Genomic DNA, 15,666 nt, shown 5'->3' with positions numbered 1-15,666 from the left:
AGTTATTTTAGCTTTTCGGCTACCTATTATAGAAATTTCAGAACCTATTACCGATTTTATTGGTATTACTAACTGAATTTCTTTCTCAAAAAATATAGGAATAAAAAGATTCTCTCTTAATTCCTGATTCCATTAAAAATTTTTAAACGGCATTTTTTGAAAAGAATTATAAAGTAAATTTTATAAGGGAAGAATTATTTGTGTGAAATTTTAAGAAAAACAAGAAATAAAATAAATGAACAATATGAATTTAAAGGATTTAAAAAACGACTGGATTAATGAGTTTTCACAACCATTAATGATTGCAGGACCTTGTAGCGCAGAAAGCGAAACTCAGATGCTGGAGACTGCCAAAAGAATAAAAGAAACAAATGCGAACGTGTCAGTTTTCCGTGCAGGGATCTGGAAGCCTCGTACAAAACCGAACGGCTTTGAAGGAGTAGGAGTAATCGGTCTTAATTGGCTGAAGAAAGTGAAAGAAGAGTATGGTTTTAAAACAGCTACGGAAGTTGCCAATGCGCACCATGTATTTGCTGCATTAGAAGCTGATGTTGATATTCTTTGGATCGGAGCGCGTTCTACAGTGAACCCATTCACAGTTCAGGAAATTGCAATGGCTTTAAGAGGAACAGATAAACCTGTTTTGGTTAAAAACCCGGTAAATCCGGATTTGGCATTGTGGATCGGAGCTTTAGAAAGGCTTTTAGGACAAGGGATTACCAATCTTGGAGCAATTCACAGAGGGTTTTCTACGTACCAGAAGACTAAATACAGAAATAATCCAAACTGGCAGATTGCACTGGATTTCAAAAGCCAGTTTCCAAACATTCCAATGTTGATTGATCCTTCTCATATTTGTGGAAACAGAACAGGATTGGCAGATATTACTCAGGAAGCTATGAACGTGGGGTACCAGGGTGCTATCATAGAAAGCCACTGTAATCCTGATGAAGCGTGGAGTGATGCTTCACAGCAGATTACTCCAGAAGTATTGTCTGAATTAATAGGAAATTTAAAAATCAGAAACTCCGGATTAGCTGGATTTGATGATGAAATGGGAAGGCACAGAACCCTGATATCGGATCTTGATTTCCAGTTAATAGAATTGCTTTCTCAAAGAATGAAAATTTCAGAAAAAATTGGAAAGCTTAAAAAAGAGAATGACATTGCTATTTTCCAGCCGGAACGTTGGAAAGTAATTACAGAATATGCAACTCAGAAAGCTATAGAAACCGGTATGTCTCAGGAATTTATTGAGAAGGTTTTTAAAGCGATTCATGAAGAATCTATTGAGGTACAGAACAGTATCATGATAGAAAGGTAATTAGGTCGAAGGTTGCAGAATTTAGGGCTTAGGAATCAGGAGAAGTTGAAGATGAAAATCTGTAATGAGATCCTGAATCTTAAGCCCTATTTATTATGAAGTATAAGAAATAGATCACTTATAATTTCTAAAAATAGTTACTGCTATCTGCAACCTGCTACCTTTTACCTCTAAACTCCACTACCTATCACCTAATTCCTTATATTTGCATTCTATACGTATGAAAGGAAAAATTATTAAATCTACAGGAAGCTGGTATCAGGTTTTAGAGTCGGAAACCAATAGGATTTTCGAAGCAAGAATCCGTGGAAAATTCAAATTGATTAAAACCCGTCTTACCAATCCGCTTGCTGTGGGTGATTATGTTGAATTTCAGTTAGAGCAGGATGATATTGCATGGATTACTAAAATTGAGCCCCGCAAAAATTACCTGATTAGAAAATCTGTAAACCTTTCAAAAGAAGCTCATATTATTGCATCTAATATAGATTTGGCATGTTTTATTTTTACGCTTAAGTATCCGGAAACATCACTTGGTTTTTTAGACCGCTTTTTGGCTTGTTGTGAAGCTTACAATATTACACCGCTAATTTTGTTTAATAAAATAGATGTTTTACATGATGAAGAAATAGAGATTGTAAAAGATATTGAATTTCTTTATCAGGAAATAGGATATAAAACATTGGAAATTTCATCTTACTCCAGATTAAACCTGGACGATTTGAAAGAATGTTTACAAGGTAAAACATCTGTCTTTTTTGGGCATTCAGGATGTGGTAAATCTACATTGGTAAATGCATTACAGCCAGGACTGAATTTGAAAACATCGGAAATTTCAGATACCCATCTTAAAGGAAAGCATACGACTACCTTTGCCCAAATGTATTTCTGGGATTTCGGAGGGAATGTAATTGATACTCCCGGAGTGAGAGAGTTTGCAATGATCGACATTGAAAAAGAAGAGGTACAGCATTATTTCCCTGAAATTTTTAAGAAAAGAGAGGAATGCAAATTCCATAATTGCATGCATATCAATGAACCGAAATGTGCAGTTATTGATGCTCTTGAAACAGGAGAAATACAGCATTCGCGATATTCTACCTACATCAAACTGATGGAAGAAGCAGATGAGCTTTCTCAAAAATAAAACGATTCCATGAGCCAGGAAAAACATATTCCTATTCATAACCTGACCTATCAGGAATTTCAGCTGACTACATTGGAGAATGGGCATCCTGAGAATTTTAACGATATCCATAGGCATAATTTTTTTGAAATTCTTTGGTTCAGGGAAGTTGGAAAAGAAAGCCGTCTGGAATTGGATTTTGAGAACTACCATATCAAAAATAATCAGATTTGTATCATAGCTCCTGGACAGGTATTCAATATGAAGTTGCGTGGCGAAAAAGGATATGTCTTTGCGATAAGTAGAGAAATATTCAAGGAAGTCTGTGACATAGAAACAGTTCTTACAAGTGGAACATCACCTTTTTTTCTGAATGTTGCCAACCAAATGACCTGTCAGCTTATTGTAGACCTTCTTGAACAGGAATATCATAACAGTTCACGGATTGGCTTAATGAAAGCTTATCTTAAAGCTTTTTGTATTGTAATAACCGAAGAACTGAATAGCCAGGAATCTTTGACCAATGAGAAACAGCGCATCCAGCAGTTGATTACTTTGATTGAAGAAAATTATAAGGTTCAAAAAGATTCCGGATTTTATGCAGAAAAACTAAATGTAAGTACCCATCATTTAAATGATATTGTCCGGCTTGCGAGAGGAACGACCGTTAAGAAAATGATTGCTCAACGGCTTTTACTGGAAGCTAAAAGAGAATTGAGTTATGGTGCTTTAACGACTAAGGAAGTGGCCTTTAAATTAGGATTTAATGATACTTCTTATTTCTCCCGGTTCTTTAAAAAACAGACAAACTATAGTCCCGAACAGTTTAAAAATATAAGAGATTAAAGACTTCTTTTCATAAAATTTGAATTGGATCACAGAAATCATGTCTTAAAAATAGATCCTCAGTTTGTGCTGGTATCTCCTCACTTGTTGTATTGAATACCTCCCTTTTTTATAAGAATTTTGCGATCGTGAAAATCACTATGTAGATGTTTAATGATTTAAAAAAATCTTTATGAGAAACCTGAGTATTATTGTATTTATTTTAGCCCTACTGAACACATTGGAATCGCTGAGTATTGATTTATATCTGCCTGCTTTTCCCAGTATGGCCAGAATCTTCCAGACTGATATTGGACATATTCAAATTTCAATATCTATTTTCTTTGCCGGTTTTGCGACAGGGCAGCTGTTATGGGGACCCTTATCAGATAAAAAAGGAAGAAAGCCTATGTTGTATTGTGGACTGATTCTTTTTATCCTGGGAGCTGTAGCTATTATTTTTACCAAGAATATTTATGTATTATGGACAATGCGTTTTCTTCAGGCCTTTGGCGGAAGTGCAGGAATTGTTATTGGTAGAGCTATTGTAATTGATTTGTATGATAAGGAAAAGGCGGTAACTATTTTTTCCAAGCAATCTCAGATCAGTGGTATTGCTCCGATTGTAGCACCCCTATTAGGAAGTGTATTTTTAAGATTCTGGGGGTGGAATAGTGCATTTACTTTCTTAAGTATTTTAGGTGCCATTACTTTACTGTTGGTCGTAAGATTTGTACCGGAAACCAATTCAAGAATAACATCTCCTGAAAGTATAACGGATGAAACAAAATTAAAACACCAGTTAAAAGCTATTATTTCAAACAGAGATTTTATAAGTAATACCATTATTGGAAGCATTGCTTTTTCCTCTCTTATTATTTATATTTCTAATGCTCCTTTACTATTTATGGAAATTCACGGATTTTCCAGTGAAGTGTTCAGTATTATATTTGCCTTTAATTCAATGGCTTTGATTTTTGCCGCATATATTACGCCTAAATTAGTTCTGAGAATGCAGGACACTAAAATTTTACTTTCTGCAGCTCTTCTTTTGTTTTCGATGAGCTTCCTGCACATAATTGTTGCAATGAATCATTTGCCTGTGGGGCTGGAAATCGCAGTATTATACCTTTCTCTTGTGGCTATAGGTCTTTTGTTTCCTATTACTACGGCTCATGCTTTATCTCCTTTTAAAGAAGGACGCGGAACAGCTGCTGCACTAATGGGTTTTATGCAGCTTATGGTTACTTTTTTAATGTCTGCGTTGGTAGGATTTTTAGAATCTAAATCAATTATGCCTATGGTTATTACGCGTGTTTTACTTGCGTTGGTAGCGGTATATTTTGCTTATGGAACTTTTTCCCGAAAAAAAATAATGGCATAGATTATTAACAAATAAATAATATAGGGTGCCAAAATGTTTCGTTTTTGTAAAATAAAAAAGGGATATTTTGGCATCTTTTTATTGAACACATGATTAATTTTTGTGTTTTTATGGTCTTAGGTGATGATTTTGGGGATTTATGGTCAAAATAGGAATAAATTCTTTAAGTATTTATAATAAAAAACCCAGCCGAAGCTGGGTAAAAACTAATAACCATGAAAACTCAAATTAAACATGAGAATCGGAATAGAATAAACAATTACTGTGCCAAAGATTGGCATGACATTTCTTAATAAAAGTTATTTTTATGTTAAAAAAAATTAAAATGAATCTAAAAAATATTTTTTGTAATTTTGCGCCATTAAAAAATTATACATTTATGTCTAACATTACATTCACTATGATTAAGCCTGATGCCGTAGCAGACGGACATATCGGTGCTATTTTAGGTAAAATTGCAGAAGGTGGTTTTAAAATCAAAGCTTTGAAATTAACTCAACTTACTGTTGCTGATGCCAAAAAATTCTACGAAGTACATGCTGAGAGACCATTCTATGGAGAATTAGTAGAATTCATGAGTTCAGGACCAATCGTTGCTGCTGTTTTAGAAAAAGACAACGCTGTTGAAGATTTCAGAACTCTTATTGGTGCTACTAACCCTGCAGAAGCTGCAGAAGGGACTATCAGAAAAATGTTTGCAAGAAGCATTGGAGAGAACGCTGTTCATGGTTCTGATTCTGATGAGAACGCTCTTATTGAAGCACAATTCCATTTTTCAGGAAGAGAAATTTTTTAAGAAGAAATTTTTTCAAAATACTAATCCGGAGAGCAATCTCCGGATTTTTTTATGCTCTTATAGTAAGGAAAAGCACGATGAAAAATAAGGTTGGTGTTTGCCATTGACTACGTCTGGTTTCTATATTAATGTATTTCTTCAGATAGACTTAAAACAGAGTCTTGTCATTGACTTCGTCTAATCTTCGATTTCAGAGCGAAGCGAAGTATGGAACATGAAAATATTAGAAAGTGGTTAATATGGTTAAACGCAAAAGGTCGCAAAGGATTTTCAAAGTTTTGCTTTTTTAAGACGCAAAGGCGTTTCACTCAGCAAAGAAGAGTGAGGATTTTACCATTCCGGTTTGTCATTGACTACGTCTAATCTTCAATTTCAGAACACAGACGATAAGTCTGCGAACGCAGTTCAGAAGCGAAGTGAAGGTATCTCAACAAAGAATTAAATATAAGTTTTTAAAACCGTTCAATTTGCGAGAGTTAAAAAATATTATCCCACAGATTTCACGATGGCACAGATTATTGAATATTTACAGGCTACAAATTACTTTCAACAGCACCTACTTTCTCACGATACAATTCAACAGGTTTATCCAGTAATACAGCAATAACCGTCATTTTTTTATCCAGCCTTTCTTTGGGAACATCAATGTAAATAATTCCAGGTCTGTCACTCCAATACAATTTATTATACACAGAATGATTAATCATGGAGCCTTCACCTACAATACGAATCCGAGAAATTCCATTTTTAATCCCTTTTAAAGCAACGGGTCCAGTAGGAATTCCTTCCACAAAAAGATAAAGGGTTTGCTGATCTTTTGAAAGCGTACTCACTCCTGAATAATGACCGTCAGGAAGTCCCTTTTCGGTTTCAAACAAAGCTTCTGCATGTTTACTGATCCAGGAAAGAGTTTCTTTGTTGGTTTTTGATGTTTCTGGAATTTTCATATCCATACCATCCTGGGTAAGTCCGGAATTGGTGAAAATACTATTTCCTTCATGTAGTTGTTCGGCAATTTCATAGACTGCTGATCTTGTATCAGGGTATTCTGTCAGAGTTTTTAAAGTTGGCTTATCCTTTTTTATACTTGGTTTTAACATTAATTCTTTATCAAAAGAAAGCTCGACAACTGTTACATCCTGATCAAAGGAAGTATTCAAGAAATGTAATGTAAGATTCCCATTATGATCAGAGGTGAACTGTACTTTTCCTTTGGAATCTCCCAGAATCCGGGCAGTAGTTGGAATAGAATCCAATCCGTAAATTTTTGCAAAATCTTTAGCTTCCTCCAGATAGAGAAACAGTTTTTTTCCATCCTTTGACATACTGGATTTGCCCTTGTAATTTTCAAAAGGTAATCCACGACGTGTTCCATAGATGGCTTCAGGATATTTTGAGGTCCAGCGTCCCAGGCTTTGCAAAATTTTTACCTGTTCGTCAGGAATAGTTCCGTCTGCTTTAGGTCCTATATCAAGAAGTAAATTACCTCCCATGCTTATCACATCAGCTAAGGTTCTGATCAGCATATTGGGTGTTTTATAATGATGATCAAAGGGCTGGAATCCCCAGGAATCATTCATGGTATAGCATAATTCCCAATATTTACTTTGTGGGCTGATCACCGGAATTCCTTGCTCCGGCGTTTCATAATCCCCGTGGTTGTTTAATCTGGAATTGATGATAACCTCTGAGTTGAATTTCCTCAAATTTTTTAATGTTTCCGAAGCCTGCCACTCTTCTGATGAATGTTCCCAGTCTCCGTCAAACCATATTAAATCAGGCTGATATTGGGTTGATAGTTCGTTCAGCTGTGTTTGGTAGTAGCGGATGTAGTTCTGCCATTTTGCAGTATCATTTTTGAGATCATATCTTTTCTTTGTTCTTGTATTGATATCATAATAAGGATGGCTCCAGTCAGGGAGTGAATAATAAAGTCCGGTCCGAAGTCCTGATTGTTTAAGAGCGACAACAAAGGGCGTTAGAACATCTTTTTTAGCCAGTGCATTCTGAGGAATGCTAATGGCTTTGTCTGCTTTAGAGTTCCAGAGTGAAACTCCGTCATGATGTCTTGTTGTAATTACAGAATATTTTGCCCCTGAATTTTTTATAAGTTTAACCCAGGCATCAGGGGTATATTGTGAAGCAGAAAATCCGTTCAATTGCTTCATGTAATTTTCATGATTGATATAATTATTGAAAAAAGACCAGGATTCTGATATTCCATCAACTGAATAGATTCCCCAATGGATAAATATCCCCAGTTTGGCATCCTGAAACCATTCCATTTTTTTAATGTCAGCCGATGTGTTTTGAGCACTTATATTTCCGGTTGTTAAAGTGAGTCCAAGGAAAAATAAACCAGTAAACCTGCTATTCATAGTTTTTTATTTTAATCTCAAAAATAAGGAAAGTGTCTTATAAAACCTCTATATAAAACTATTATTGTGTTTTCCTTTGTTAGACTATTTGGATTAAAAAAAGTATTAATTTAGCATTACTGCTTTGAAGACTTGAGGAAGGGCTATTGAACACTTGCTGTCTGGAGATAAAGTGGTATTTGTTCAAAAGCTATCAATTTCGCTATTTTAAAATGGAGAAATGGGATTGGGAAGTGATCAATACAAGGAGAACTGTCATTAAAAATGGAATCCGTATTAAAATAGTTGTTTAGACCTTACATGAAAACTATAAAATAAAAACTATGAAAATGACAACAATTGTATTGATTATCACCGGAGTGCTCACAGCTCTTATAGCCGGGCTTTTCTATGCTTATTCCTGTTCTGTTATATTAGGGCTGGGCAAATTGACGGATGCAGAATACCTGAAGGCTATGCAATCGATTAACCGTGAAATCCTTAATCCTGTATTCTTTCTGAGCTTTATGGGAACAGCAGTTATGCTTCCTGTTTCTACTTTTTTATGCCGGGCGCAAAATCCCGTTTTTATTTTATTGCTTCTGGCAACGATATGTTATTTAATCGGGGTTTTCGGAATAACTGTAGTGGGAAATGTTCCTTTAAACGATCGGCTGGATCAGTTCAATATTGGCGATGCTTCTGTTGAAGCAGTAAAAAAGATGCGGGATACTTTTGAAAACAGATGGAATTATTTGAATCATATAAGAGCAACATGCGCAACATTGAGTATTCTGCTAGTAATAGTTGCTTGTGTCTGGACTAAATCATCAGATGTGTAAAATTTTATTGTAAGAGAAATACCGTAGAAATACGGATGATAATTTCCGTGTTTTTACGGATGTGCTGTATGGTATTTTATTGAGATCTTTACACCAGCATAGAACAAAGAAAATTGAAGAACTAGAGTCTTTACGACAGAACTAATAACCATCATCAACTCGGATTTTCAAAGAAGAAAGGCAGCTGTAAAGCTGCCTTTTCATATGATATTAAATATTTAATTATTTAAATTTTTAAAAGTTCAATGGTTCTTTCAGGGCTTTCAGAAGAGAAAACAGCATTTCCTGCTACCAGAACATCAGCTCCTGCTTCAAATAATTTAGAAGCATTATCGAGATTAACGCCACCATCCACTTCAATAAGCGCAGTAGAATTATTACTTAAAATTAAATCTTTAGTTTCAGCGATCTTTTTATAAGTATTCTCAATAAATTTCTGTCCTCCGAATCCTGGGTTTACACTCATTAATAATACCAGATCTACATCAGTAATAATATCTTCAAGCATTAATACCGGAGTAGAAGGATTAAGAACAACTCCTGCTTTTGCTCCAAGGCTCTGGATATGATGGATGGTTCTGTGCAAGTGAGTGCAAGCTTCATAATGAACGGAAACCAAATCTGCACCGTGATTAATAAATTCTTCAACATACTTTTCCGGCTCCACGATCATTAAATGAACGTCTACGAACTTTTTAGCATGCTGCTGAACAGTTTTCATCACAGGAAAACCAAATGAGATGTTAGGAACAAACCTTCCGTCCATGACATCTACATGCAACCAGTCGGCCTGAGAATTGTTCAACATTTCAATATCTCTTTGCAGATTCCCAAAGTCTGCGGATAAAAGGGAAGGAGCAATAAGCTTCGTTTTCATTTTTACTTTTATATTATATTTAGATTCAAGAGCCGAGATTCAAGATATTTTTGATTGCAAAATCTTGTTTCTCGATTCTTGAATCTTATGTCTATTAATGATATTTCAATTTCATTTCCGGTTTTATTTTCAAAACAGTTTCATAGATCAATGAAATTACATTTCCTACATCTTCTTTTGAAACCATTTCAACCGTTGTGTGCATGTATCGCAAAGGTAATGAAATTAAGGCACTTGGAACCCCGCCATTAGAATGTGCAAAGGCATCCGTATCGGTTCCCGTTGCTCTGCTGGCTGCGGCTCTCTGGAAAGGGATTTTTTTAGATTTTGCTGTATCTATAATGAGCTCTCTGATAGTATGGTGAACACTTGGTGCAAAGAAAATAACCGGTCCGTCCCCACATTTTTGATCTCCTTCTTTTTTCTTTTCGATCATTGGGGTGGTAGTGTCATGAGTAACATCTGTTACAATGGCGATATTGGGCTTGATGGTATCCGCAATCATGTCTGCACCATATAAACCTACCTCTTCCTGAACGGAATTGGTAATATACAAACCAAAAGGGATTGTCTTTTTATTCTCTTTTAAAAGTCTTGCTACTTCAGCGATCATAAATCCTCCGATTCTGTTGTCAAGTGCTCTGCAAACGAAATAGCGATCGTTCATTTCAAAGAATTCGTCAGGGTAGGTGATCATACATCCGACATAAATTCCCATCTCTTCAACCTCTTTCTTAGTTGTTGCTCCACAATCAATGAATATATTTTCAATTTTTGGAATAGGCTCATTTTGGTTACTACTTCTTGTATGAATTGCCGGCCATCCGAAAACCCCTTTTACAATTCCGTTTTCTCCATGGATGTGAACTACTTTCGAAGGGGCAATAGTCTGGTCAGAGCCTCCATTTCTGATGACGTAAATAAGCCCGTCATCTGTAATGTAATTGACATACCATGAAATTTCATCAGCATGTGCTTCGATAACCACTTTGAACTCTGCATCGGGATTGATGATTCCATAACAGGTTCCATAATGATCTACTTCAATTTTGTCTACATAAGGTCTGATATAATCCATCCAGACTTCCTGTCCTTTATGCTCATATCCGGTAGGAGATGACGTATTTAAGTATTTTTCTAAAAATTTTAAAGATTTCTTTTCAAATTTCATAAAAAGGAATGATTTTTGCGTTTAATTTTTGTTCTAATACGCGTAAAAATAATGAATTTTAGTAAGATTTTTTGTCTTTTTCTTTTCTTTTTTGGGATCAGTATTTTTGGACAAACAGATTCTATCATTGCTAAACCTTTGAGCCAGTACCCTCCAGAGGAGCTAAAAGTAGATGAATTTGGAAATAAATATTACTATGATGAACGGCAGAAAGCCAAATTCTATGAGATTAATGGAGAGACTGTCGTTGTGATGGATGAGCTGATATTGCTCAATAAACCCAAATTCAATAACCAACTGGACAGAAATTATTACTATTTCCTTAATAAGAAATTGTACAGGGTATATCCTTTATTTGTAGCTGCCTTACAACAATACAGAGATATTCAGTCAGAAATGACAAATCTCGATAGTAAGGCTAAAAGAAAATATGTGAGAGAACGGCAGAATATATTGGCGGACCAATATGAAAAGCAATTGCGGGATCTTACAACTACAGAAGGGCAGGTCTTTGCCAAATTGATGAACAGAGCAACAGGAAAGAATGTGTATGAAATCATCAAGGAATTAAGAGGAGGCTGGAGCGCTTTCTGGTGGAACGTAAAAGGAAAAATGGCTAATATAGATCTCAAAGATCAATATGATCCTTATAAAAACAGAACTGACGAATTTATAGAATCATTGTTACAATCTAATTGGAATTCAGGATATCTACAACCTTATCCGGGGGCACATGATTTTAAAGTAAAAAAATAATAATAAAAAATACCTGTAACAATGTTACAGGTATTTTTCTTTTAGTTTTTCAAATACAATCTGATCTACGGGTAAAGGAAAGGGATTGCCTGGTTGATCAATAGGAATCCATTCCGTTTTTTCAATGCAGGGATCAAGGATCAGAAAATCTTCTTCGTTGATAATATTGACTGTATAATATATGGTAAGCAACTGCTCATTTTCTCTAAAGCGTGAAACCAAAAAATTCTCCTGAGTATACAGATGTTCTACTACATCTACTTTTACATTAAGCTCTTCATCAAATTCCCTATGTAAACATTCCAGTAAACCTTCTCCATATTCTAATCCTCCTCCCGGAAATTTCATTAAATGATCTCCTGCGTATTCTTCAAATAATGTTAGAACTTTTTTATCTTTTACAGCACAGGCATACACCCTGATGTTCATCTTGTCTATCATATATAATATTTTGTATAGCTAAATTAAGGAATTTTGTGAGAAGTTGGAAGCTGGAGGCTGGAAGTTAGAAGCTAGAGACAGTAAATCATTGGTAATTGCCTATTAACTATTACCTATTACTCATTATCATTGCCCATTACTCATTGTTGGTCCTGCAACCTAATCCCTATAATCTGTATTACATCTTTATGGCATTCAACATTTCTCTTTTTCCCGGAGGTCCCTGCTTCTTTTCTACTTTGAAATTCAATTCCTGAAGAATTCTCCTTACGCTTCCTTTAGAAGAATAAGTTGTTAATAATCCGTTAACATTCATTTTCTCAGAAACCATCTCAAACAGAGGTTTTTCCCACAGGTCCGGCTGAACCCTTGCACCGAAGCAATCATAGTAAACTAGATTAATTTTAGGTAAATCAATGTTTTTTAATTGAAAAAAATCGCATTCTATCTTTTTTAGATTAAATCTTTTAACTATTTCGGTGGGTTTTCCCCAATCTGCTTTATGAATTTTTTGATAAATTTCTTTGAATTCTGGGTTACTAAAAAGTTCATAGTAGGCTAAATCGTTAATTTCTGATTCATTTATGGGATATTTTTCCAGTGAAAAATAATTAATAACATGATTTTTGTCAGTTTTTAAATATTCATTAATTGTAACTAAAACATTCAAACCTGTCCCAAATCCGAGTTCTAAAATATTAATTTCATAATCATTTATCAAAATTAGTCCATTTTTGATAAACACATGTTCTGCTTCCTGTAAGGCTCCGTGGTGAGAGTGGTAGTTTTCGTTTAATTCATTGATAAACAATGTTTTACTGCCGTCGTTGGTGGTCTTAATTTCTCTTTTCAAGCTTTTTTTTGTCAAATTTAGTCTAAAATTTTTATATTTAGAAAATTATGTTAAATTTGTAGAACATCATAAAAAATTTTAGAAATGATAATTCAAAAAACTGAAAACTCCAGAATTTCTACATTCGACCCAAACAATTTCTCATTCGGAAATACTTTCATAGATCATATGGTGATATGTGAGTATGAGAACGGGAAATGGGGGGAAGTAAAATTGGTACCTTACGGTCCTTTGGCATTTACGCCAGCAATGATGGGTGTAAACTACGGACAGGCTTGTTTCGAGGGAATGAAAGCTTATAAAGACAAGGATGGTCAAGTTTTCCTTTTCAGGCCTGAAAAGAATTTTGAACGTATCAATAAATCGGCTAAGCGTCTTGCTATGCCTGAGGTAACGGAAGAAATGTTTTTAGATGGTCTAAAGGCGTTGGTAGATATCGACAGAGACTGGATTCCTCAAGGAGAAGGAAATTCATTATATATCAGACCTTTGATTTTTGCTACTGAAGAAGCATTAAAAGCAAGAGTTTCTGAAAAGTATATGTTTGCTATTGTAGCAACTCCGGCAAAAAGCTATTATACAGAGCCGGTATCTGTAAAGATTTCTGATCATTATTCAAGAGCGGCTAACGGTGGGGTAGGTTCAGCTAAAGCTGCAGGAAATTATGCTGCATCTTTTTATCCTACACAATTGGCAATGGAAGAAGGATATGAGCAGATTATCTGGACTGATGATGCTACTCATGAATATTTCGAGGAAAGTGGGACAATGAACGTTTTCGTTAGAATTAATGATACCATTTATACACCTCCGACTTCTGAAAAGATTCTAGACGGGGTAACAAGAGATAGCTTTATTCAATTGGCTAAGAAAAGAGGAATTGAAGTAAAAGTAGAACCTATCGCAGTTAAAACAGTGGTAGAGGCTCAGAAAAACGGAACATTAAAAGAAGTTTGGGGAGTAGGAACAGCGGTAGTTACTACTGTTTTCCAGGCATTAGGATTTAACGGTGAAAAACTGGTATTGCCTAAACTGTCTGACGAAGAAAGCTATGCCGCACTTCTTAAAAGTGATTTAGTTAATTTACAGACTAATCTTTCAGATGATTCTTTCGGATGGAGAGTATTGATAGAGAAAAACGTATTGGAAACAGTTTAATTTCTACTATATAATTTATATAAAAGCCAGGATATTCTTGGCTTTTTTTATTTTTTATATCCTGTGAAATGCTTATTTTCGCAAAAGTTTATGAAAAAAATACTCTTCATATCAGTATTAGGCTTGTTAAGCTGTAACAGGAATACACCGGCTCATCCCCCTTTAGGAGGTGTTTTAGACCAAAAAGATCTGGATATCTCGAAAACGAGAATGAAAAATCTTAATGCGTCGGAAAGAATGCATATTCAGGAGTGGATCAACGGACAACCCGTAAAATTTTATCCGACACAGCTTAATTATTGGGTGAATACTGAGGGTTTTGACAAAAGAGAAAGAAGACCGGATAACTCCCTGATTTCATACTCTTATGACCTTTACGACTTTGATCAGACCAAGATTTATGATCAGCCTATTGAAAGAAGAGATGCCAAATTTGGTCACTTTGATGAATTAAAAGCGGTAGAAAATGCTTTGCGTTTTATACATAATGGTGAGGAAGTTACGATTTTGGTTCCATCTTCTCTTGCATACGGCACTTATGGAGACGAGAAAAAAATAGAGAACGACATTCCTTTAATCATAAAATTAAAAGCGCTATAAATAATGAAATTGTTTAACAAGAATATAATTCTGGCAGCGGCAAGTATTTCGCTAATGAGTTGTACACCAATTTATAAAAAAATGAACGTAGACAAAGAAACTTACGAAGGTCTTAAAGACGGACTTTATGCTAATCTTCAAACCTCTAAGGGGAACATGATTGTTAAATTTGAAGATAAAAAATCGCCTGTTACTGTAGCTAACTTTGTTGGTCTTGCAGAAGGGAAAATTGATAACAAATCTAAAGCTAAGGGTGTTCCTTTTTATGATGGAACTATTTTCCACAGAGTGATCAAAGATTTCATGATTCAAGGGGGAGATCCTCAGGGGACTGGAATGGGAGATCCTGGATATAAATTCGAAGATGAGAAAAATGATCTTCAGCATACAGGAAAAGGTATTTTGTCAATGGCAAATTCAGGACCTAACACCAATGGTTCTCAGTTTTTCATTACTGAAATAGCAACTCCATGGTTAGATGGAAGACATACAATCTTTGGAAAAGTAGTAAAAGGAGATGATGTGATAGATGCTATCGCTAATGTTGAAAAAGGAGCTCAGGATAAGCCTAAAACTGACGTAGTTCTTGAAAAAGTAAGCGTTTTCAGTAAAGGAGATGAGTACAAAAACTATGATGCAGCAAAAACTTTTACGGAAGGAAAAGCTAAAATCCAGGAGAATAACAAGGCTTATTTAGCTAAGGAAGAAGCTGAGAAAAAGAAAAAAGAAGAAGAGTTTAAAGCTAACCAGGAAAAGTTAGTTGAAAACTTAAAAGCCGGAATGCAGAAAACTGAGTCTGGTTTATATTATAAAATCACTAAAACTACAGATGGTAAAGCTCCAAAAGCAGGAGATAACGTATCTGTACATTATGCAGGGAAATTAGTAGACGGAACCGAATTCGATTCTTCTTTCAAAAGAAATGAGCCTATCGATATTCCTATCGGAATGGGTAGAGTGATCAAAGGATGGGATGAAGGAATCCTGTTACTAAAAGAAGGTGAAACAGCAACTTTATTAATCCCGTCATCAATGGGTTATGGAGAAAGAGGTGCAGGAGGGGTTATTCCACCAAATGCCTGGCTAATCTTCGATGTTGAGCTTGTAAAAGTTAAATAATTCAATTCAGATATTACAAAAAGCCGTCTTTTAAGTC

General features: G+C 35.1%; 15 protein-coding genes. 10 read left to right on the top strand and 5 right to left on the bottom strand.

Translation table 11 applies throughout. From position 1 onward, the window contains the following. Window positions 1–244 precede the first annotated feature (244 nt). The 5 genes from CJF12_RS05910 (at window position 245) to CJF12_RS05890 (ending at window position 5,455) form a co-directional block, all read left to right on the top strand. Window positions 245–1,324 (top strand): chorismate mutase, encoded by a 1,080-nt coding sequence (locus CJF12_RS05910; protein WP_034687476.1) that lies wholly within the window; start codon window positions 245–247, stop codon window positions 1,322–1,324. Between the two features lie 220 nt (window positions 1,325–1,544). Next, the gene (rsgA, locus tag CJF12_RS05905; protein ID WP_034687443.1) at window positions 1,545–2,471 is read left to right on the top strand and encodes a ribosome small subunit-dependent GTPase A; all 927 of its coding nucleotides are present in this window, start codon (window positions 1,545–1,547) and stop codon (window positions 2,469–2,471) included. 9 nt (window positions 2,472–2,480) lie between these two features. Then, a complete protein-coding gene (locus CJF12_RS05900) occupies window positions 2,481–3,296 on the top strand; it encodes a helix-turn-helix domain-containing protein (protein WP_051887392.1) in 816 nt (271 codons plus the stop codon). Window positions 3,297–3,468: 172 nt separating this feature from the next. Then, window positions 3,469–4,659 (top strand): multidrug effflux MFS transporter, encoded by a 1,191-nt coding sequence (locus tag CJF12_RS05895; RefSeq protein ID WP_051887393.1) that lies wholly within the window; start codon window positions 3,469–3,471, stop codon window positions 4,657–4,659. 379 nt (window positions 4,660–5,038) lie between these two features. Next, a complete protein-coding gene (locus CJF12_RS05890) occupies window positions 5,039–5,455 on the top strand; it encodes a nucleoside-diphosphate kinase (RefSeq protein ID WP_034687444.1) in 417 nt (138 codons plus the stop codon). 533 nt (window positions 5,456–5,988) lie between these two features. On the opposite strand, the gene CJF12_RS05885 is transcribed toward CJF12_RS05890, so the two are convergent. Then, the gene (locus tag CJF12_RS05885; RefSeq protein ID WP_034687446.1) at window positions 5,989–7,833 is read right to left on the bottom strand and encodes an alpha-L-fucosidase; all 1,845 of its coding nucleotides are present in this window, start codon (window positions 7,831–7,833) and stop codon (window positions 5,989–5,991) included. A gap of 323 nt (window positions 7,834–8,156) precedes the next feature. Here CJF12_RS05885 and chrI point away from each other — a divergent pair, with 323 nt between their 5' ends. Continuing rightward, window positions 8,157–8,654 (top strand): chryseobasin maturation helper ChrI, encoded by a 498-nt coding sequence (gene chrI, locus CJF12_RS05880; protein WP_034687449.1) that lies wholly within the window; start codon window positions 8,157–8,159, stop codon window positions 8,652–8,654. Window positions 8,655–8,880: 226 nt separating this feature from the next. Here the strand turns inward: chrI and rpe are convergent, their stop codons facing one another. Together rpe and chrP are read right to left on the bottom strand one after the other, a co-directional pair. Next, window positions 8,881–9,531: a ribulose-phosphate 3-epimerase gene (rpe, locus tag CJF12_RS05875; RefSeq protein WP_034687451.1), complete on the bottom strand. Its 651-nt coding sequence runs from the start codon at window positions 9,529–9,531 to the stop codon at window positions 8,881–8,883. A gap of 94 nt (window positions 9,532–9,625) precedes the next feature. Next, the gene (gene chrP, locus CJF12_RS05870) at window positions 9,626–10,702 is read right to left on the bottom strand and encodes a chryseobasin maturation metalloprotease ChrP (protein WP_034687453.1); all 1,077 of its coding nucleotides are present in this window, start codon (window positions 10,700–10,702) and stop codon (window positions 9,626–9,628) included. Between the two features lie 51 nt (window positions 10,703–10,753). Here chrP and CJF12_RS05865 point away from each other — a divergent pair, with 51 nt between their 5' ends. Then, window positions 10,754–11,458 (top strand): DUF4294 domain-containing protein, encoded by a 705-nt coding sequence (locus tag CJF12_RS05865; protein ID WP_034687456.1) that lies wholly within the window; start codon window positions 10,754–10,756, stop codon window positions 11,456–11,458. Window positions 11,459–11,482: 24 nt separating this feature from the next. Here CJF12_RS05865 and CJF12_RS05860 read toward each other — a convergent pair whose 3' ends face one another. Both CJF12_RS05860 and mnmD read right to left on the bottom strand, forming a co-directional pair. After that, complete coding sequence (locus CJF12_RS05860) at window positions 11,483–11,899, bottom strand: NUDIX domain-containing protein (protein WP_034687458.1); 417 nt, start codon at window positions 11,897–11,899, stop codon at window positions 11,483–11,485. 178 nt (window positions 11,900–12,077) lie between these two features. Beyond that, window positions 12,078–12,752, bottom strand: a complete 675-nt coding sequence (mnmD, locus tag CJF12_RS05855; protein ID WP_034687483.1) for a tRNA (5-methylaminomethyl-2-thiouridine)(34)-methyltransferase MnmD — start codon at window positions 12,750–12,752, stop codon at window positions 12,078–12,080. Window positions 12,753–12,836: 84 nt separating this feature from the next. On the opposite strand from mnmD, the gene CJF12_RS05850 reads away from it, so the two are divergent. The 3 genes from CJF12_RS05850 to CJF12_RS05840 all read left to right on the top strand — a co-directional run bounded on the left by CJF12_RS05850 (window position 12,837) and on the right by CJF12_RS05840 (window position 15,629). Beyond that, the gene (locus CJF12_RS05850) at window positions 12,837–13,910 is read left to right on the top strand and encodes a branched-chain amino acid aminotransferase (protein ID WP_034687460.1); all 1,074 of its coding nucleotides are present in this window, start codon (window positions 12,837–12,839) and stop codon (window positions 13,908–13,910) included. A 90-nt stretch (window positions 13,911–14,000) separates the two neighbouring features. Beyond that, entirely contained in the window at window positions 14,001–14,510 is a 510-nt protein-coding gene (locus CJF12_RS05845; RefSeq protein WP_034687463.1) for an FKBP-type peptidyl-prolyl cis-trans isomerase, read from the top strand. Window positions 14,511–14,591: 81 nt separating this feature from the next. Then, entirely contained in the window at window positions 14,592–15,629 is a 1,038-nt protein-coding gene (locus CJF12_RS05840) for a peptidylprolyl isomerase (protein ID WP_185097173.1), read from the top strand. Window positions 15,630–15,666 lie beyond the last annotated feature (37 nt).

The organism is Chryseobacterium piperi, from assembly GCF_002285635.2.
GTDB classification, from domain to species: Bacteria; Bacteroidota; Bacteroidia; order Flavobacteriales; family Weeksellaceae; genus Chryseobacterium; species Chryseobacterium piperi.
Note: the sequence above shows the minus strand (reverse complement) of the source record. Positions and strands in the feature narration are given on the sequence as shown.

What these genes read in the sequence shown, in the direction of transcription:
- CJF12_RS05910 (WP_034687476.1), top strand. Translation starts at nt 245, where the DNA reads ATGAATTTAAAGGATTTAAAAAACGACTGGATTAATGAGTTTTCACAA.
- rsgA (WP_034687443.1), top strand. Translation starts at nt 1,545, where the DNA reads ATGAAAGGAAAAATTATTAAATCTACAGGAAGCTGGTATCAGGTTTTA.
- CJF12_RS05900 (WP_051887392.1), top strand. Translation starts at nt 2,481, where the DNA reads ATGAGCCAGGAAAAACATATTCCTATTCATAACCTGACCTATCAGGAA.
- CJF12_RS05895 (WP_051887393.1), top strand. Translation starts at nt 3,469, where the DNA reads ATGAGAAACCTGAGTATTATTGTATTTATTTTAGCCCTACTGAACACA.
- CJF12_RS05890 (WP_034687444.1), top strand. Translation starts at nt 5,039, where the DNA reads ATGTCTAACATTACATTCACTATGATTAAGCCTGATGCCGTAGCAGAC.
- CJF12_RS05885 (WP_034687446.1), bottom strand. Translation starts at nt 7,833, where the DNA reads ATGAATAGCAGGTTTACTGGTTTATTTTTCCTTGGACTCACTTTAACA.
- chrI (WP_034687449.1), top strand. Translation starts at nt 8,157, where the DNA reads ATGAAAATGACAACAATTGTATTGATTATCACCGGAGTGCTCACAGCT.
- rpe (WP_034687451.1), bottom strand. Translation starts at nt 9,531, where the DNA reads ATGAAAACGAAGCTTATTGCTCCTTCCCTTTTATCCGCAGACTTTGGG.
- chrP (WP_034687453.1), bottom strand. Translation starts at nt 10,702, where the DNA reads ATGAAATTTGAAAAGAAATCTTTAAAATTTTTAGAAAAATACTTAAAT.
- CJF12_RS05865 (WP_034687456.1), top strand. Translation starts at nt 10,754, where the DNA reads ATGAATTTTAGTAAGATTTTTTGTCTTTTTCTTTTCTTTTTTGGGATC.
- CJF12_RS05860 (WP_034687458.1), bottom strand. Translation starts at nt 11,899, where the DNA reads ATGATAGACAAGATGAACATCAGGGTGTATGCCTGTGCTGTAAAAGAT.
- CJF12_RS05850 (WP_034687460.1), top strand. Translation starts at nt 12,837, where the DNA reads ATGATAATTCAAAAAACTGAAAACTCCAGAATTTCTACATTCGACCCA.
- CJF12_RS05845 (WP_034687463.1), top strand. Translation starts at nt 14,001, where the DNA reads ATGAAAAAAATACTCTTCATATCAGTATTAGGCTTGTTAAGCTGTAAC.
- CJF12_RS05840 (WP_185097173.1), top strand. Translation starts at nt 14,592, where the DNA reads ATGAACGTAGACAAAGAAACTTACGAAGGTCTTAAAGACGGACTTTAT.